Below are 18,823 nucleotides of genomic sequence, written 5' to 3' on the forward strand. Positions count from 1 at the left end.
GGCAAATTGATGCTCATAACTTGGAGTGTCCCATAGTCTATAATATGAGTTAACGTGAGTTGTGGATAAGGATTATATAAGAGCAGTCGATATCCAAGGCCCGTTTGGGCTGAGGAGATGCGTAAGCATCGTCTCGAAGCCTTGGCACGAAACATTAAGTTCTATACAAGGCTTCGAGACGGCATAAATGCCTTCTCAGCCCGAACGATTCAAGATAACGACCGATTTTATCCGTAACTAACGTTAGATAAATTATTTTCTCTATGGGATTCTGAAGATTACCTTTTTAGGGAGCGCAAGATGAAAACAGGACGTTTTGATCAAGCCCGAGCTGATGCGTTTGCTGAGCGTTTTTTGTCTGTTCTCAATGATGCCGCATTAACTTTGATGATATCCATTGGGCATCGTACTGGCTTGTTTGATGTCATGGACGAGCTTGATTTTGCAAGCAGTGAAGTGATAGCTGAGGCGGCAGGTTGTAATGAACGTTATGTCAGGGAATGGCTCAATGCTCTCGTGGTGGGAGGCATTGTGGATTATGATGCGCATGCAAAAACCTATCAATTACCCGCTGAACATGCTTCTTTTCTTACGAGGAAATCTTCGCCGCAGAACATGGCAGTGGTAGCGCAGTTTATTCCAGTTTTGGCCTATGTGGAAAATGGCGTAGTGGATGCTTTTAAACACGGCGGCGGTGTTCCTTATGAGGCTTATCATCGTTTTCATGAAGTGATGGCGGAAGAGAGTGGACAAACGATTTTATCTTCCTTGACTGACAAAATTTTACCTATGGTTCACGGCTTGGTTGACAAACTTAACCAGGGAATTCAGGTACTCGATATTGGTTGTGGTTATGGCCGTGCCTTGATATTAATGGCTAAAACCTATCCTCAAAGCCAATTTACCGGTTATGATCTGTGTGATGAAACGATTGCTCATGCTGTACATTCAGCCAAGAAAAATAAAATACAAAATATCCATTTTGAAAAAATGGATTTGTCGGTCTGGGATGAGCAGGAGAAATATGATCTTATCACCAGCTTTGACGTGATTCATGACCAGGCTAAGCCAGCGCAGGTACTGAGCAACGTATTTAAGGCATTGAAGCCTCGAGGTATTTTCCTGATGCAGGATATCAATGCCTCCAGTGATGTGGCAGGGAATATTCATCATCCGCTGGGGGCGCTTATTTACACAATCTCCTGTATGCATTGTATGACTGTATCTCTCTCACAAAATGGCTTAGGTCTTGGCGCGGCCTGGGGAGAGGAGCTTGCAGAAAAAATGCTGGTTGAAGCTGGTTTTGGAAAAATTGAAAAGCATTACCTGGAACATGACATTATGAATACCTACTATGCGATGCGTAAATAAAATAAATAGATTATGAAAGAGGTCTAATAAAATTACAGTATTTTCTTTTAAGGTAACATTTACTCTGTTTGGTGGAAAAACCAATTAACAGTGATCTGTTAATTGGTTAAGAAGGATGTCCTGTCCATCAGGCATACATAGTTTGCCGGATTTCATTAAACCGGGCGTCATCTTTCTTTTTCATTGTCTCAATAGCTTGCAATTCCTCTTGCTCCTGCTCCTGTTGAGCTTTGAGTTTCATGAGTTCAATCATATTTTGCGTTTTTAATTCTTGCAAAATAGCGGCTAATAAAATGTCTGTGGTTGTCTCAAGGCTGATTTCTTGCGTGGGTTGTTTTCCTTCCTGTGTCTTTTTTGTTTCCAATGTTCCCGATGAGGGGGTTATTTGCTTTTGACTAAAAAAAAGTGGTGAAGCCTGATTGGTATAAGCTTGTTTGGTTTGACTATCTCCATTTTTGAGGTGAGTGTTTTTCGCTTTGTTACTCATGGTGATCTCCTTTTCCTTGTGAGTCTCATTCAGATTAATGCAAATCTTGAGTTAAATGCAAATGTTTTTTTCAATATTTATAAATTTTATGTTTTTGTCGTTAATATAGATCATTAAGATCAGGTTATGCCCCATGTTTTCTATTAATCCTTAAGTAGTAAATAAAAAGAACATAATTTTCTTCTATCAAGCCGCCTTGAATGATGGAAGTGGCAATATATTGGTAAAATTGAATAATAATTTTGTGTAGCCAGTTTTATATTTATGAGGCAACAGGGGTGGCTAGCAAATGCTTGGTCCAGTTAGCTATTGCAATTTTAAGGATAGTCCGGTTAGCAAGATTATATAGAGAATTATATAGGGGCCAGAAACATTGGTCTGGTAAAAAAAATACAGTCTGAAGACTTCATGGTGCTTATTAATCCCAATCCATAAATGATTCTATGTTTAAACCCGTTTCCTCTCCGGCAGGCTTTTTTGCAAGGATTTGGGTTTTATGGCAATGATAGTTTTCTTTGAATGTTTTTAAGGCATTTTTCAGACTTACAAACGTGTAACCATTTTGTTTGTATAAATTAATAATATCAGGCAGGACATAGGCATTAAGTAAGTTAGCATGGATTAACAGGATTTGTGCTTGATCTGGATTATGGTGATATTGCGTATGCTCTTCAGCTTTTAACGTTTGCTGCCAGATAAAATCCAGATAAAATGGTTTCAACTCATCCAGGTAAGCTCTCCTTTCTAATTCAGGCACAGATAATAAGCGTTGATTAAAGACAAAATCTTTGCTGTCAATGGTAATCGGGGCAACTTGATAGTGATGTTTTTCAAGGTAGCAGAGGATTTTATTTTTTTTATTTCCAGAACTCATTGCCAAATAGGGATAACGAAAATACTTAGGTTCAGTGAGGACGGGCATTAAAAGTGAATCTGCTTCTTTAATTTCCTGTATATATTCTTTCGCTTTGAGTTTGTTTAAATTGGCATGAGAAAAAGTATGGTTACCCAAGCCGAAACCTGCGTCACGAAATTTATGAAGTATTTCCCAATTATCAGGCCTGACTTCTTTGGCAATGATAAAACCTGTTGCCGGGATTTTTTCGTCTTTCATTGTATTCATCATCATATTCAGATGAAAGTTTCGGTATTCACCAACAAAGGGCAAATCATCAATAGTGATTGCTATGGCTTTTTTTTGAGCAAATACGTTGTTAAATCCTATCAGGAAAAATATTGAGAAAAGTAGTAAGTATCTCGTAACAGTCTTGATTTTCATTCGAAATTTAATATGTGTAAGGTCAATTGAGAAAAATATTGTCACTATTGTAACAAAAATTACGATGAATAGCTTATATTTAAGAGCTTATTAAAATAAGAAATACGAAACAAACAGTCTTATTTTGAAAATAAGACTGTTTATGAATGAAAATCGACGTTAATTGTTCAAATTAATTATACATTCGGTTTACTGGTCTCTTCTGCTGTGTTTTGATCTTTTAAGTCCTCTTCTTCGTCTTCTTCAGATATGCTTGGTGCTTTTTTAAACCAGCTACCTACATATCCAGTGACTGAGCTCGCAATGGAATAACCCTCTTTTTTGGGTTTTAATGCTTCGAGTTCTTCCTTACGCTTGGTGACGCAAGCTTCAATGGCATCAGTACGACATGTTTTGATCATGTTTTGTATTAACGTCAAGACAGAGATCAATTGGAAGCCAGCGATGTCGGAAAACATGTTGTTTTCTCGAATGGATTCCTTAGTGATTTTTTTATTTGATTGTTCAGGACGTTCAATAACCATATGACGAATAAATTTATTCGCAGCAGCAATTAGTACTTCCTTGTCTTCACAGCAATCGGCATTGGCATGAAGTATTGTGCTTAAACCAGTATGAATCACAGTAGCGCCGATTTTATCGTTGCTTAATGGATCTTTTCCATACTCCTGGGCTATTTGGCCACGAACGATATACATTGCTCCAGCAAGAATGGCCATTTTCTCAGACGGTTCAAGAGATTGGTTAGGGATCTTGTCTAGCTGTTCTGCCATCGTTTGTAAAAATTTCAGTTGTGCTGAGCGGGCTTGACTTAAAGCTGAAATTTTAGCAACGTTCTTATCAGAAAGTTCATCGAGAATTAATTGATGAAGAGCGCCTTTCATTTCATCCCAGGATTTGAATTGCTCAACAATGGATGAATCGATTGGTTTTTCCACATGGAAGCTGTTCGCATTGGCTTTGGTTTTTCCATCAGCAGTTAATTTTGCCAAAGCATTATTTTCAGCTGCCTCTTCCTGTTCATAACTTAATTTGGCTAAAGAATATATCTTTTTTAACGAAAGGACTTGCAGGAAATGCTCCTTTTTTAAGCCTTTACGAGAGTCATTGCTTTCATAAATGAAATTTAAGAATTTGTTTAATCCTCTGTAAAACATGATGTTCTGCTCGGATGTTGGTATATTTTCATCAGAAATACCCATACCATCCATTAAGCGAGTAAACAGTAAGCTGTTTTCTTTCTTTTCCATCACCCGCAGATTATTTTCAACGTCTTTACAGACAAGCAGCATAGCGCCATAAAACACATGGACATAGCTTGCCAATGAACGTGGTTTCAGTTCATCTATTTTTGCTTCCAATTGATTGAGAACGGCAGTCAGAAATTGAAGCTCTTCTTTTCTGGGGTTGGGAAGGTCTTCAATTTTGTCTTTTTTTTCGCGTTGCAGGATGATTTTAACGGTGTCATTAAAATGACTTTTTAGTACATCAAATTCCTTTAAAACAAACGTCATGTTAGTCTCCAAAAATCCAAGTAAGATTAATGTAAGAAATACTTACAGTGGCCAGTGTAAACTAAACTTAAGCTGACGTCATGTATTTTCATTATACAATTTAAAAATATATAATAATCATTTTAAAATTAAGAAGCCGCGCTTAGACGTGAAGGTCTATCAAAAAACAGGAAACGCAATTTAGGGAATAATTGGCTTTATGGACTTTATTCCCGGGAACACTTTGTCCGTGGTAACCACAGGCACACTCCAATACTCCACTGGATGGTACCCGGATTTAGTGGTTTAAATAGCAGAGGTATATTTTGAGTTTTCAAATAGATAAAGAGATCCAGCAAAAATTCTTTAGTTACACCTTGTTTGTGTTGGTTGTTCTGCTGATATGTCGATTGGTTGCCAATTATTTTTTTCCTTTGTTTGATACGACCGAATCCCGTTACGCTGAAATTGCACGCAAAATGCTGGAAACAGGTAACTGGATGATTTTGCAGCAGGATTATGGCGTTCCTTTTTGGGCTAAACCACCTTTATCCACCTGGTTGTCTGCTTTTTTTATGCAACTATTGGGTGTCAATGAATTTGCAGTCCGCTTGCCGGGACTTTTGCTGTCTATTGGTGTTTTATGGTTGATTTGGGGACTGGCAAAAAAACAGAGCGGCTCAATGGCTGCGCTTTTTTCCTTATTAATACTGGCAGGATCGCTTTATTTTTTCCTTGATGCAGGAACAGTGATGACTGACCCCGCATTACTTTTTTGTATCACGCTCGCAAGTGTCTCATTTTGGCATGCCATGGTTTATGAAAGCAAAATATGGTCTTATGCGTTTTTCACAGGATTGGGCCTAGGTTTATTAGCAAAAGGCCCAATTGCTGTGGTACTGGTCGGAATGACTGTATTTTTCTGGGTTCTCTTACGTAATGAATGGCTTCATCTATGGAAAAGATTGCCGTGGTTTAAAGGCACATTTCTTCTTTTGGTAATTGCTATGCCTTGGTATGCTCTGGCTGAATTACGAACTCCTGGATTTTTAAATTATTTTATCCTGGGAGAGCATTTCCATCGATTTTTAACCCCGGGCTGGTCTGGTGATAAATACGGGATAGTACATCATGTACCTAAAGGAACGGTATGGTTATATGCTTTGGCAGGCATCTTTCCGTGGAATATTATAGCAGGCGGCTGGCTGGTGAAGCATAGAAAAGTGCTGCCTTCTCTATGCCGAAGTGAAGACGGATGGTTAAGTTATTTGACTCTTTGGATGATCACGCCACTTCTTTTTTTCACTTTTGCCAGCAACATCATATATCCCTATGTGTTTCCTTCTCTACCCGCATTTGCTTTGCTTTTTACTGAAGTTTTGAATCGCTTGAATTTAGGGCTGAAACATTTGAAGTGGATCTCTATCTCGTCGTTACTCTGTGGAGTTTTATTTTTGGCAGTAGCTTTTGTACTTGGTGTAAAACCAGACCTTGTGCCTAATACACATAAGCCGATTATTGCTGCATGGCTGAATCAGAAACCAACTACAGGCAGTTACCTTGTATATTGGGGATACAAGACAGATTTCTCCGCCGAGTTTTACTCAGGTGGTCAAGTGAAATCTGTTAAAAACCCAAGCGAATTATGTAAATTATTCTCTAACCATTTGGAAAACTATTTGGTTATCAATAGCAAAGAAACTCAGCAGATTCCCGGAGAAGTACTTGCAAAATTGACACCCATCAACACATTCAGAGTTCATCGGGATACCTTGATATTGTTCCATTCTCCTGTGCTGACTTGTTGAGCAGTGGTTTCTAATCCCATCTCATAGTAAAGTAAAGCAAACGAAGCTGAAAATAATAAATCTATGGCAAAATTATATTTCTACTATGCCGCTATGAACGCAGGTAAAAGTACCGTCTTACTACAGTCTAGTTATAACTACAGAGAGCGAGGTATGCAAACTCTGCTATTTACCCCAGCCATTGATACACGTTACCAATATGGAACTATCAGTTCACGAATAGGTTTATCTGAGCAGGCTTATGCGTTTAACAATACGGATAATCTCTATGTTTTGACTCAGGAATTGCAACTACAAGCCCCAAAATACTCGTGTGTCCTGATTGATGAGGCTCAATTTTTGACTCGAGAGCAAGTATATCAATTAACTGAAATAACCGATCAAATGTCTATCCCCGTATTGGCTTATGGCTTGCGTACTGACTTTAGAGGTGAATTATTTCCAGGGAGCCAATTTTTACTCGCATGGGCGGACGAGTTAATTGAATTAAAGACAATCTGTCATTGTGGCCGTAAAGCAATTATGAACATGAGAATTGATGAAAAGGGGGAGGCTGTTGTTGAGGGTGAGCAGGTATTAATAGGTGGCAATGAATCCTATGTTGCTACCTGTCGGTTGCATTATAAACGAAGTGAAGCAGGGATGAAGTTTCCACGAAATAAATTGTTCAATAAAGATACCAATGTTTTTTAAGTTTTGTTATAATTTGTCGCAATTTTTAGACCTTAAATAAAGGAGAGATGGTGTCGCATTCTGTCGCAGTGGAATCGAGAGCTTTTGTTCCTCGTGGTGACTTTATGGCTTGGGTGGTTTGTCTTTCTGCGGGTCTTTTCTTTTTATACGAGTTTTTTCAACTCAATATTTTTGATGTCATTAATCAGTCGCTTCGAGAAGATTTCCATATAGATGCTACTCAATTAAGCTGGATGTCCAGCACTTATTTATGGGCTGATATCCTTTTTCTTTTACCAGCAGGTCTTATTCTCGATAGGTTTTCAACCAGAAAAGTTATTCTGACAGCGATGTTTGTTTGTGTTGTTGGAACCATAGGATTTGCAATCACAGAATCATTTTTTCTCGCCTCGTTTTTCCATTTCCTCTCAGGAATAGGTAATGCCTTCTGTTTTTTATCTTGTGTCGTTCTGGTCTCTCATTGGTTTCCTCCCAGAAGGCAGGCGTTAGTCATTGGTTCATTAGTGACTATGGCCTTTATTGGTGGCATGATGGCACACACACCTTTTGCGTACTTGAATGATTTGTTTGGCTGGCGGCGCGCATTGTTAATTGATGGGATTGTAGGGGCTTTCTTAATAGTATGGATATACATGATTGTACGAGACAGACCTGAAGAGTCGCCAGCACATAAGTTAACCAATGAAGGACAAATACTATCGAGTTTCATGAAAGCTTTGTCCAATAAACAAAATTGGCTGGCAGGCTTGTATACATCTTTACTTAATTTACCTATTATGGTCTTGTGTGCCCTATGGGGTGCGAGCTACCTGCAAGTGGCTCATCATTTGTCTGATATTGCGGCAAGTAATGTTGTCAGTCTTATCTTCATGGGTAGCGTTGTCGGTTGCCCATTGGTTGGTTGGTTATCTGATACCCAAGGGCGTCGTAAACCTTTAATGATTTTCGGAGCGGTAGCTACTTTAATTACTACTATTCCTCTATTTATCGATGTGGTTCTGACTCAAATGAGTCTCAGTATCCTCTTTTTTGCTTTGGGATTGTTTACCAGTACCCAAGTGATTTCTTACCCCTTGGTTGCTGAAAGCAATCAGGCAGAAAATACTGGTGCTGCAACTGGAATTGCCTCTGTCATTATCATGGGTGGGGGCGGCGTTGCGCAAGTTCTGTTTGGTTGGCTTATGACACATCACGCGGGAACCAATGTTACAGCGTATACGGTCAGCGATTTTCAATTTGCCATGTGGATGTTCCCTGTTGCCACAATCGCAGGACTAGTTGCTGTGCTCATGACTCGTGAAACATACTGCAAGCGATAGAGAGGGGAGAAATAATGCAGGTAGTTGATGAATTTAAAGGATACGATATCAAAGCATCGTTAATGCCTTGGCTAGTTTGTTTTGCAGCAACCATGTTCTTCTTTTACGAGTTTATTCAAGGAAACATGTTTGCGTCCATTGCAGCAAATATCATGCAGGATTTTCACATTCAAGCCGATAAAATGGCTTACTTATCCAGCATTTATTACTTGGCAAATGTCATTTTTTTGTTTATTGCTGGAATGGTTTTGGATAGGTTTTCAATTAAAAATACCATTTTAATTGCTATGTTTCTGTGTGTGATCAGTACCTTCATCCTCTCTTATTCAGATTCTTTTTATGTGGCTTTGTTTTGCAGGTTTGTGACTGGTATAGGAAGCGCATTTTGCTTTTTAGGCCCTGTGCGTTTAGCATCCCACTGGTTTCCTCCTCAGCGTATGGCATTAGTGACTGGCGCCATTGTAACCGTTGCAATGACAGGTGGAATGCTGGCGCAATATCCTTTAACCAAACTCGTTTTATATGTTGGGTGGCGTCAAGCAGTTCAGGACGTAGGGATATTGGGCTTGGCGATGTTGGTTCTTATGTTTTTTTGGATAAAAGAAAGGCCTCGAGTTGCAGTCAAGAAAGAAGGAAAACCTATCAATGTATTTATGGCCGCAAGAAAAGCCTACTTAAATACTCAAAATTTGCGTGCTGCTTTGTACACTAGTTTAATGAATATGGCCATTGCTGTATTTGGTGCCATGATGGGGACTTTATATCTTGAACAGAGACTGGTTATTAGCCCTGATCAGGCAGCAATGATTAATGGTATGTTGTTTTTTGGGGCGATTATAGGTTCACCTTTGATGGGGTGGATATCTGATAAGGTAGGGTTGCGTGTGCTGCCTATGAAAGGAGGAGTTCTTGCCTCTTTACTTATTTTGCTGGGAGTACTTTATTTACCTGTTTCAGTGACAATGATGGCCATATTGTTCTTTTTATTAGGATTATTTACTTCGGCTCAAGTCATTAGCTATGCCTTGGTTGCTGAAAGCAGCCCTCCCATGATGACTGCAACTGCTGTCAGTGTCGTGTCCATATTAACTCAAGGTGGGTATCTTATTTATCAAAACCTGTTTAGTGCTTTATTAACGAATTATGGCGATGTTCGTTTGATTAATGGTGTGCCAGTTTATTTACTCGAAGCGTATCAGCATGCAGCAATCATTTTACCCATAGGATTATTGATCGCATTACTTTTGTTGTTCGGATTAAAAGAAACTCGTTGCCAACAAGTTGAGCATACAGTATGACCGGACGAGTTTGCGTATTAGTAATGGATTCTTTTGGCATCGGAGCCAGCCTTGATGCCGCTCGGTATGGAGATGCGGGTGCTAACACCTTGGTTCACATTTATGAAGCGTGTAAACGAGGTGAGTGCGATATAGAAGGGGTTCGCAAAGGTCCTTTAATGCTTCCAAATCTTGCGGGCAAGGGGCTTTACCATGCTGCGATGGCCAGTTCAGGGTTATCTTTTATCGATTTGGCTACTTTAGCTATTCCTTCTGGATATTATGGATATGCAGTGGAACAAAGCTTGGGCAAAGATACCCCCAGTGGTCATTGGGAAATGGCTGGGGTGCCTGTGACTTTCGAGTGGGGATATTTCCCTGATAAACCTTACTGTTTCCCTGGAGAATTAATTTCAGAATTCATTAAGCAGTCTAATTTGCCAGGAGTTTTGGGAGAAAAGCATGCTTCGGGAACCATCATTATAGACGAGTTGGGTGAGGAGCATATTCGTACCGGTAAGCCGATCGTATACACTTCTGCCGATAGCGTATTTCAAATTGCCGCACATGAAGAGGCATTTGGTTTACAACGTCTCTATGATATCTGCAAAATTGCTCGAAATTTGGTAGATAAATATCAAATTGGTCGAGTGATTGCTCGTCCTTTTACAGGTAATCCGGTCTCATTTAAGAGGACAGGTAATAGAAAAGATTACGCTACACCTCCTCCAGAAAAAACATTGCTTGATTTTCTAAAGGAAGATGGTCGGGAAGTGATTGCTATAGGTAAGATTGCAGACATCTATGCTCATCAAGGGGTTACACAAGAAATCAAAGCCGATGGCAATATGGCTTTGTTTGATGCCACTTTATCCGCAATGAAAACAGCCCCACAAGGTAGCTTGGTATTTACCAATTTTGTTGATTTCGATTCTTCTTATGGGCATAGGCGTAATGTAGCTGGTTATGCACATGCACTAGAAGAATTCGATGCGCGACTGCCAGAATTGGATGCTCTCTTACAACCTGATGATATGGTTTTTATCGCAGCAGATCACGGATGTGATCCTACATTCCCTGGTTCTGATCATACCCGTGAGCATATTCCAGTATTGATGTTTGGCCCTCAGGTAAATAGCAAATTTATTGGACGGAGAGATTGTTTCGCAGATATTGGTCAGAGTATTGCGGAGCATTTGCAATTATCCTCGCCACTCACTCATGGTGTTTCTTTTTTATAATTTTATATCCACTCCCTTATGGTCGTGGCTCGATTTGAACGATAATCCGAGCCACGACAATCCGAGCCACGACCGTAAGGGAGTGGACATGACGATTAATATTTTGAGATATTAAGAACACTTAATTTTTCTCTCAATCCCTATTGATTTTTTACCAATGATCCCCATTTAGCCATTTCTGCAATGTAATTGAGGATTTTATTTTGGAACAATTTCATGGGACAACAATACTTTCAGTACGACGCGGTAATCAGGTTGTCATTGGCGGTGATGGACAAGTTACTCTTGGTAATACCGTGATGAAAGGCAATGCACGTAAAGTTCGGAGATTGTATAAAGATAAAGTGATTGCTGGTTTTGCAGGTGGAACAGCAGATGCTTTTACTCTTTTCGAACGGTTTGAAGCAAAACTGGAAATGCATCAGGGGCATTTGATTAGAGCAGCTGTTGAATTGGCTAAAGATTGGCGAACCGATAGAATTCTTCGTCGATTAGAGGCGGTGCTTGCAGTAGCGGATAGCAAGGCTTCTTTAATTATTACCGGTAATGGCGATGTCATTGAGCCCGAAGAAAGTTTAATTGCAATCGGCTCTGGCGGCCCCTTTGCTCAAGCTGCAGCCAGAGCTCTTATGGAAAACACACAGTTATCTGCCAAGGAGATTGTCCAGAAAGCTTTAACAATCGCTGGCGACATTTGTATTTATACTAACAATAATTTAACCATAGAAGAATTAAATGATGAAGGCAAATAATATGGTCATGACCCCTCGAGAGATAGTTCAAGAATTAGATAAGCACATTATTGGTCAAGATGATGCAAAACGTGCCGTAGCCATTGCATTACGAAATCGCTGGCGTCGAATGAAAATTAAAGATCCAGTATTACGCAACGAGATAATGCCTAAAAATATTTTAATGATAGGCCCTACCGGTGTTGGTAAGACCGAGATTGCAAGACGTTTGGCTAATTTGGCTAAAGCTCCATTTATTAAAGTAGAAGCAACCAAATTCACGGAAGTGGGATATGTGGGGCGTGATGTTGATTCGATCATTCGTGACTTAACAGATATGGCAATCAAGCAAGAGCGTGAATTTGCCATGAAAAAAGTGGAGCACCTGGCAGAAGATGCGGCTGAAGAACGAATCCTGGATGTTTTACTGCCTCCTGCTCGAGGAACATTAACTCCTGGTGAGAAAAATACGACAGCTCGTCAAGTGTTTCGTAAGCAATTGCGCGAAGGTGAGCTTAATGATAATGAAATTGAAATTGAAGTAGCGGCAACGCCTGTTGGCATTGAAATTATGGCTCCTCCAGGTATGGAAGAGATGACTAGCCAATTGCAGTCAATGTTTCAACAAGTTGGAAGCTACAGAACGAAAACTCGAAAAATGACCGTTTCCAAGGCAATGAAAATTTTGAGAGAGGAAGAAGCGACAAAATTAATTAACGAAGAAGATATCAAGTTAAAAGCGATTGAAAGTGTTGAGCAAAATGGAATAGTCTTCATTGATGAGTTGGATAAAATTGCCAAGCGCTCTGATACTGTAGGTGGGGGAGATGTATCACGTGAGGGAGTTCAGCGAGATTTATTGCCATTAGTCGAAGGGACTACCGTTTCAACAAAATACGGCATGGTAAAGTCTGATCATATTTTATTCATTGCTTCAGGTGCTTTTCATGTAGCTAAACCTTCTGACTTGATTGCTGAATTGCAAGGGCGTCTGCCTATACGTGTCGAGTTGTCAGCCCTCTCTGTGGAAGATTTTGTACGAATCCTTACTGAGCCAAGCGCCTCTTTAACTTTACAGTATTCCGCTTTGATGGAAACTGAAGGATTGACTCTTACCTTTGATGAAACAGGAATTCGACGTATTGCTGAAGTAGCCTGGCAAGTGAATGAGCGTACGGAAAACATTGGAGCAAGAAGATTATATACCGTTATGGAACGCTTACTGGAAGTGGTTTCATTTGAAGCGACTGATAAAGCTGGCGAAACTGTGCATGTTGATAAAGCTTATGTAGATAAGAATTTAGGCCAACTAATCGCTGATGAGGATTTGGCTCGATATATTTTGTAAACCAGAATAGTTAAACTGAAATCAAGAATGAAATCTTTTTAACATATCAATTTTTTGTGGGGGATATTTCTCAAAAAAGAGATATCCCTCATGTGATTGTGATAGGCCAACCTTGCAATTTACTTTTACAAAGAGCAAGGCAATACCAATTATATTCTGATATCATTATGTACATAATGGTTGTTTATATCAGAAATAAATGAAAACTCAGAGAATTATCCATCCCAATATTGATATTAGAAAGTTTCCTGAAGTAAATGCAGATTTTTCCATGACCGATATTAGCATGGGAGATTTGCATGCTAATGCCTTGCTTTTTCTCAATATCCTTGTTCGCCAGGGAATAATTGCTATTTCTCCCGAAAATTATGCCAAATTTGCTGAAATTTATACTTTGCCAGAGCTGCAGGCAGATTACTGGGGGACCGAAGCACCTGTTTTTAGCGCTGAAAATAAACAGGAGCGTTTGGAAGAAATCAAGAAACAATACAATGCATTAATAGCGCAAATCAAAATTATTAATACTAAAAAATTGATTCGCTTGATAGGCGATGAATTAGTAGATCGCGGTGTTATTGATTATTTCATTTTAAAATTATTACAAGCTTTGCACGATCAAGGTGCTGATTTTGAAATATTACTTTCAAATCATGGGATTGAGTTTGTCGAAGCCTGTGAGCTATTCAAGGAAAATGGAAATAAATTAGTAGCAAAAAGATTAGGAAATATTCAGCATGGTAATTCATTTCATGCTTTGCAAGAAGCAATAGCTGCTGGTGCGATTTCAAATGAAGAAGTATTAAATATTTACCATCAAGTTTACAAAAAGCACTTGAAAATTATTTCTTACTCATTGGATCCAGATGCAAATGAAATTAAAGTATTTAGTCATGCTGGTATTGGTTTAAATCATATTCGAGGACTTGCCAGAAAGTTTAAAGTACCTTATTCAGAGGAGTCGGCTGTTGATTTGGCTAGAACAATTGATGCAATTAACAAAAAATTCGCAGAAAAAGCATCTGCGGGACAAATTCACACGCTTTATACCCATGACATGATGTATAGAGGTTATGCAGGTGAATATTTGAATTCAACAGACGAAGTGGTTGCCGCAACGGTCTGGGGGCGTGAATATGGCGATTTGATTCGAACGTCTAAAAAATTTAAAGTCACCTTTATTCATGGCCACGATAGTTACGATCCTGAAAGGGTAGAACATGTCACTTTAAATAATCAACTAGGGCAATTCCAAAATAATGTAGGTGATTTATACCTGTATGCCACCAATGGCATGAGAGCGGTTCCAACACAATGTTTGAATCCAGATAAAAAAGTTCAGAGCCTAAGGAAAAAAAATCGACCAGATAAGCCCAATGATTATGTTGTAAAAATCTATCATACAAAACCATCATTTTTTAAAACGGCTCATCCCAAGATGACATTCCCTGACAGCTACAAACGAATATGGGATAGCACATCAGGACATTCCAATATAACCAAAATTAAGGCATTACTTAAAGATTATACCAAGGAAGACAGTATTTTGGGTTCTTTCTGGGGATTAATATTTACATTGCACTGGGGAAGACATCACGCTAAATCCGTGCATCAGATTGCGCAAACCCAATATACATCAGTAGAGGCTATTCTTTCGGATTTGAAAGCACTGAAGCCAAGAGAGGGCGGTTCACTGGATAAACGCATTAAGTTTATTGAGTCACAAATTATAACCCAGAGGGGTGATAATCCAGATTTACAATTCAATTTGAAATAGTCTGTTTGTGTTGCCTTTTTCTCTTAAGTTTATAGTATTTTGATTTTTAAATGACAAGATCACTGAGGTTTTAGGGACTTTATTCTTGTTATCCATTCGATTGCAGGGGTTATCTTGGCCCCGGAATAAACCTGAAATCATTACATGTGGTTATTTGAGTACTGTTCCTGTTTTCTTGAATAATTCTTCCAAATTAATATCCAGGGATTTTTTCAATTCTTCATTATGCTTTTTAAAGGCGGCTCTCCATTGTTCCGCCAGAGAGGCTTTGGAGTATTGCAGCTCCAGATGAGTTGGCAAGCGATAAGGTAATAATTGAGTTAAATCATAGAGAGTAATGTGACTGAGATCACGACTTAACATGTAGTGCCCATCAGCGGTAGCATGGATCAGTTCATGATAAATCAGAGCATTGATCATTTCATCCACATCCACAGCGAAAGGTTGTTTGCTGGCATCCACCAGATCATTAAAGCTTAATCCTTTTCCATGCTGTTGCGCTATCCATAACTGGTGCAACCAGAGCAACGCATGTGAAAAGCCATCGAGGGACTTCCCTCTACGACGCTGATGATGCACTGAAAAGGCATAACTGATTTCAGCGCCCAACAAAGTAATAATCCATACCCAATAAACCCAAATGAAAAATATAGGTACTGTGGCAAATGCCCCATACAACAACTCATAGGTATTGTAGCGTATCAGGTAATAAGCAAATGCATGCTTAGCTGATTCAAACAAGATAGCGGCAACCAAGCCACCCCAAAAAGCATGACGGATTTTGACAGGACAATGGGGAACCACCACGTACAAAAAGGTAAAACCAATTAGTGAAAGAAAAAAAGGGGAATAGTGAAGAATAGTGTAAGGAGCTCGATGAGCTGCCAGTATTGGCATGGAGAATAAGTAGGAGCTTGCTGCCAGGCTTAAACCTAATAAAACCGGGGCAAGAGAAATGATAGCCCAATAGAGTAAAAAGGCCGAGACACCATGCCGAGATGAACTCACTCTCCAGATTTTATTCATTGCCCGTTCAATAGTGAACATGACCAATAACGCAGTAAAAATTAGAAAGACTATACCCCAAATTGAGAGTTTTGATACTTGAGAGGTAAACTGTTGTAAATAGCTTTGCACAATTTTACCTGTGGCCGGAACGAAATTGTCAAAAATAAAATTCTGTACCGGCTCTGCCAAACCTTGGAATACTGGAAATGAAGAAAATATTGCCAAACCTACAGACATTAATGGTACGACTGCTAACAGACTGGTAAAGGCCAATGCTGAAGCAATATAAGTGCAATCGTCTTGAATGAAATGTTGGATAACAAACCGAACAAAGCGATCACAGGCATAGAATTTAGTTTTTATTTTATCTTTCCAATTCATGTATTAAACACAAGATTTTTTATTGTATAACTATATCGTTTTATATCTATTTTTGTATAGCCAGGATTTCTAAATCACTTCAATCTTAAAACCAATGAGTTGCATTGCAGTGATTTAGAAGTTTTATAGTCCCTATATTCATTTACGACTAGTTCAAGGTAGAGATAAAAATTATTTATCTACTCATCTAGTTTATCAATAATACAATACTACTTTACAATTTTGTGATCATGAAATAGCTCTAACAGACTAATGGACGACAATCTGAAACTGTATTCAATTACTCTATCCAATCCAAGCTAATCTAGGCGATTCAGCGATATATATCAAAACCGTTAAAGCAAAAAAACCTATAAAAACAAATTACAATTACAACAACATGATTCAAATATTAACATTTTTGTTACATTTGTATCACTCGACAGCATAATCTTTGAACTATTATTAATATGAATAATAGTCAATTTTTGAGGACGTAACATGTTGGTAGAATCTGTTATCGGTATAGTGAGAGCCGTCAATGGACTGCTTGAAAAAGTAAACGCACAGGGACAGGCAAGCATAGTGAAGTCAGGTGCTCGATTACAGGAAGGGGATGTACTTACTTTATTAAGTGGTGAGGCTTATATACAGTTTATTCATGGGTTCCCTGAAGCACTGGCCTTGGGAAAACCAGTTAAGTTAGATGGTGTTTCACCGACATTGCAGTATGGCATGGAAGATTTAAATGAGCAACTAGTCCAGGAAGCGCTAGCTAAAGGCATTGACCCTTCAGTCATACTTGATATTCTTGGTTCAGCTGCAGCAGGTGCAGAAGCTGTGGGCTCAGGAGGCGATGCATTTATCATGGATCCTTTGTTTGGCTTCGGACATGTCACAGCAGGATATCCGACCGGACCTATTTCCTTTGCTTATGAGGCAGACACTCAGCAATTATTTTGGTTTGTGCCAGAAGAGACGGGAGTGATTGCAGAATCCGAATTGACTCAAGAGCCTGAATCTATCCCGCAAATTCCTCAATTCACCACAAATCAAGCAGTGCTAACAGTTTTTGAGGATGCTTTGCCAAGTGGTATTCCTGATTCAGCAGGACAAGCAAGAATAGCAAGTTCTTCTTTAAGTTCTTTGCTCACCTCTTCACCAGACGTTGCTGCATCCTTTGCTTTCAATAATAATTCAAGTGCTCTTCCTACATTAAAATCAGGTGGTCTAGATCTTAGTTATGAGTTATCCGCTGATAAACGTACCTTAACCTTAAGAGAATCAAGCAATCAAGGACAAGGGGAAGAGATCATGAAATTTGAGTTGACAGCAGATGGACAGTTAACTCAAACATTAATGAATTCAATTGATCACCCAACAGCTGATAGCGATGACGGTGAATGGATGAGATTAGACCTGTCACCTGTAATCGATGTTACTTTCAGAAGAATAAGTGATGGCACGGTTTTAGAGTCAAGAACACTGCCTGCTAATGCAGTCGTAGCGGGAATTCAAGACGATGTTCCAATAGCAAGGGCTCAATTGACTAATAATGAAATTCTGTTGGATGAAACAGTAGGAGTGAAAGTCGGGGATGCTGATGCAGCTAATGATGATTTTAATCCAACAACCACCGCGGATCCTTTTAATAATACTTATGGTAGACCCATTGGTCTGGTGCAAAATGCGAATCTCCTTGATACCAGTACTTCTGAAATGGGGGGGGATTATAAAAAAGCAACAATGACCCATTTGTTAAAAATTACCGATGCTGTTTCAGGATTACAGACAACCAACGGTACTCCTATCAATCTTTTTTTGGAATCTAATGGTGATATTACCGGAAGAGCAGGCGACACTGTTGCTCCTGCACTTTTTGCAATTCGCATGAATCCAAATACTGGTGCAATTAGCGTTGCACAGTATGGCCCAATTAAACAATTTGATACCAACAGCCATGATGAAGCAGTTGATTTAACAGGACGCATTTCAGCTGTCGTTACCGCCAAAGACAGTGATGGTGACGTATCTAATGTAGAAATACCGATAGGACAACTGATTATTTTTGAAGACGACGGTCCGAAAGCGGACGCCAAAGCCGGCGCGGTGGCTGGTGCGGTTCTGGATGAAAGCCCTGCGGAAGGCGGCTTGAACAATCCGGTGACGATAGCGGCTTCTGCGATAGCAGGCTTTTTTGAAACACCCGATTACGGGGCTGATGGTCTGGGATCTGTGGCGTACAGTTTGTCTGGAGCAGACGGTGCGGGCACGGGCTTGTGGCTGACTGGCCAATCCGGAGCGGCGAATGAAATCCGGCTGGTGAAAGTATCGGATACGGAATACGAAGGGCGTGTGGGCGGTGGAGCCGGCACCCTGGCCTTTGAAGTGACGATTAACAGCGGCACGGGCGAAGTGACGGTGACCCAGTTTGCAACGTTAGAACACACGATAGACGGCAGCAGCGCAGCAGCCCATGATGACGCTTTAAGTTTGGGCGGTGCTGCGGGCATTCGCGTGGTGCAAACGGTGACGGACGCCGACGGAGATACGGATGCGGCCACCAGCGCCAATGCCTTGAACATTACCTTTGAAGACGACGGCCCTGTGGTTAATATGGCGTTGAAGGCAGGG

14 protein-coding genes are annotated in these 18,823 nt (G+C 39.8%); 10 read left to right on the plus strand and 4 right to left on the minus strand.

All coding sequences use genetic code 11. The features are described 5' to 3' along the window. Positions 1-300 precede the first annotated feature (300 nt). A complete protein-coding gene (locus OQI99_RS15150) occupies positions 301-1,371 on the plus strand; it encodes a class I SAM-dependent methyltransferase (protein ID WP_265732317.1) in 1,071 nt (356 codons plus the stop codon). A gap of 127 nt (positions 1,372-1,498) precedes the next feature. On the opposite strand, the gene OQI99_RS15155 is transcribed toward OQI99_RS15150, so the two are convergent. The 3 genes from OQI99_RS15155 to OQI99_RS15165 form a co-directional block, all read right to left on the minus strand. Then, positions 1,499-1,858 (minus strand): hypothetical protein, encoded by a 360-nt coding sequence (locus OQI99_RS15155; protein ID WP_265732318.1) that lies wholly within the window; start codon positions 1,856-1,858, stop codon positions 1,499-1,501. A 418-nt stretch (positions 1,859-2,276) separates the two neighbouring features. Further along, entirely contained in the window at positions 2,277-3,137 is an 861-nt protein-coding gene (locus OQI99_RS15160; RefSeq protein WP_265732319.1) for a polysaccharide deacetylase family protein, read from the minus strand. Between the two features lie 176 nt (positions 3,138-3,313). Then, positions 3,314-4,663 (minus strand): lpg0634 family Dot/Icm T4SS effector, encoded by a 1,350-nt coding sequence (locus OQI99_RS15165; RefSeq protein WP_265732320.1) that lies wholly within the window; start codon positions 4,661-4,663, stop codon positions 3,314-3,316. Between the two features lie 293 nt (positions 4,664-4,956). Between OQI99_RS15165 and OQI99_RS15170 the strand changes: the two genes are divergently transcribed. The 8 genes from OQI99_RS15170 to wipB all read left to right on the plus strand — a co-directional run bounded on the left by OQI99_RS15170 (position 4,957) and on the right by wipB (position 14,821). Further along, entirely contained in the window at positions 4,957-6,438 is a 1,482-nt protein-coding gene (locus OQI99_RS15170; RefSeq protein WP_265732321.1) for an ArnT family glycosyltransferase, read from the plus strand. Between the two features lie 63 nt (positions 6,439-6,501). Continuing rightward, positions 6,502-7,131, plus strand: a complete 630-nt coding sequence (locus tag OQI99_RS15175; protein WP_061513939.1) for a thymidine kinase — start codon at positions 6,502-6,504, stop codon at positions 7,129-7,131. A gap of 47 nt (positions 7,132-7,178) precedes the next feature. After that, positions 7,179-8,450 (plus strand): MFS transporter, encoded by a 1,272-nt coding sequence (locus OQI99_RS15180; protein WP_265732322.1) that lies wholly within the window; start codon positions 7,179-7,181, stop codon positions 8,448-8,450. A gap of 14 nt (positions 8,451-8,464) precedes the next feature. Beyond that, positions 8,465-9,748 carry an MFS transporter gene (locus OQI99_RS15185; RefSeq protein WP_265732323.1) on the plus strand — a complete coding sequence of 428 codons (1,284 nt, stop codon included), beginning with the start codon at positions 8,465-8,467 and terminating at the stop codon, positions 9,746-9,748. After that, on the plus strand, positions 9,745-10,968 hold the full coding sequence (locus OQI99_RS15190; RefSeq protein WP_265732324.1) for a phosphopentomutase: 1,224 nt from the start codon (positions 9,745-9,747) through the stop codon (positions 10,966-10,968). Before OQI99_RS15185 ends, OQI99_RS15190 begins: the two co-directional genes overlap by 4 nt. Positions 10,969-11,171: 203 nt before the next feature. After that, positions 11,172-11,720 carry an ATP-dependent protease subunit HslV gene (gene hslV / locus OQI99_RS15195; RefSeq protein WP_010946377.1) on the plus strand — a complete coding sequence of 183 codons (549 nt, stop codon included), beginning with the start codon at positions 11,172-11,174 and terminating at the stop codon, positions 11,718-11,720. 1 nt (position 11,721) lies between these two features. After that, positions 11,722-13,047, plus strand: a complete 1,326-nt coding sequence (gene hslU, locus OQI99_RS15200; RefSeq protein WP_195911925.1) for an ATP-dependent protease ATPase subunit HslU — start codon at positions 11,722-11,724, stop codon at positions 13,045-13,047. Positions 13,048-13,246: 199 nt separating this feature from the next. Beyond that, entirely contained in the window at positions 13,247-14,821 is a 1,575-nt protein-coding gene (wipB, locus tag OQI99_RS15205; RefSeq protein WP_265732325.1) for a Dot/Icm T4SS effector WipB, read from the plus strand. A gap of 150 nt (positions 14,822-14,971) precedes the next feature. On the opposite strand, the gene OQI99_RS15210 is transcribed toward wipB, so the two are convergent. Beyond that, on the minus strand, positions 14,972-16,210 hold the full coding sequence (locus tag OQI99_RS15210) for a YihY family inner membrane protein (RefSeq protein ID WP_265732326.1): 1,239 nt from the start codon (positions 16,208-16,210) through the stop codon (positions 14,972-14,974). Between the two features lie 480 nt (positions 16,211-16,690). On the opposite strand from OQI99_RS15210, the gene rtxA reads away from it, so the two are divergent. Next, positions 16,691-18,823: enhanced entry virulence factor RtxA (rtxA, locus tag OQI99_RS15215; RefSeq protein ID WP_265732327.1), on the plus strand; the 2,133-nt coding region annotated here is incomplete at its 3' end.

The sequence above is a fragment of the Legionella sp. PATHC039 genome (assembly GCF_026191275.1).
GTDB lineage: Bacteria > Pseudomonadota > Gammaproteobacteria > Legionellales > Legionellaceae > Legionella > Legionella pneumophila.

Bases quoted from the DNA above. Each gene is read 5' to 3' on its own strand.
- OQI99_RS15150 (WP_265732317.1), top strand. From the start codon at position 301: ATGAAAACAGGACGTTTTGATCAAGCCCGAGCTGATGCGTTTGCTGAG.
- OQI99_RS15155 (WP_265732318.1), bottom strand. From the start codon at position 1,858: ATGAGTAACAAAGCGAAAAACACTCACCTCAAAAATGGAGATAGTCAA.
- OQI99_RS15160 (WP_265732319.1), bottom strand. From the start codon at position 3,137: ATGAAAATCAAGACTGTTACGAGATACTTACTACTTTTCTCAATATTT.
- OQI99_RS15175 (WP_061513939.1), top strand. From the start codon at position 6,502: ATGGCAAAATTATATTTCTACTATGCCGCTATGAACGCAGGTAAAAGT.
- OQI99_RS15180 (WP_265732322.1), top strand. From the start codon at position 7,179: ATGGTGTCGCATTCTGTCGCAGTGGAATCGAGAGCTTTTGTTCCTCGT.
- OQI99_RS15185 (WP_265732323.1), top strand. From the start codon at position 8,465: ATGCAGGTAGTTGATGAATTTAAAGGATACGATATCAAAGCATCGTTA.
- OQI99_RS15190 (WP_265732324.1), top strand. From the start codon at position 9,745: ATGACCGGACGAGTTTGCGTATTAGTAATGGATTCTTTTGGCATCGGA.
- hslU (WP_195911925.1), top strand. From the start codon at position 11,722: ATGGTCATGACCCCTCGAGAGATAGTTCAAGAATTAGATAAGCACATT.
- wipB (WP_265732325.1), top strand. From the start codon at position 13,247: ATGAAAACTCAGAGAATTATCCATCCCAATATTGATATTAGAAAGTTT.
- OQI99_RS15210 (WP_265732326.1), bottom strand. From the start codon at position 16,210: ATGAATTGGAAAGATAAAATAAAAACTAAATTCTATGCCTGTGATCGC.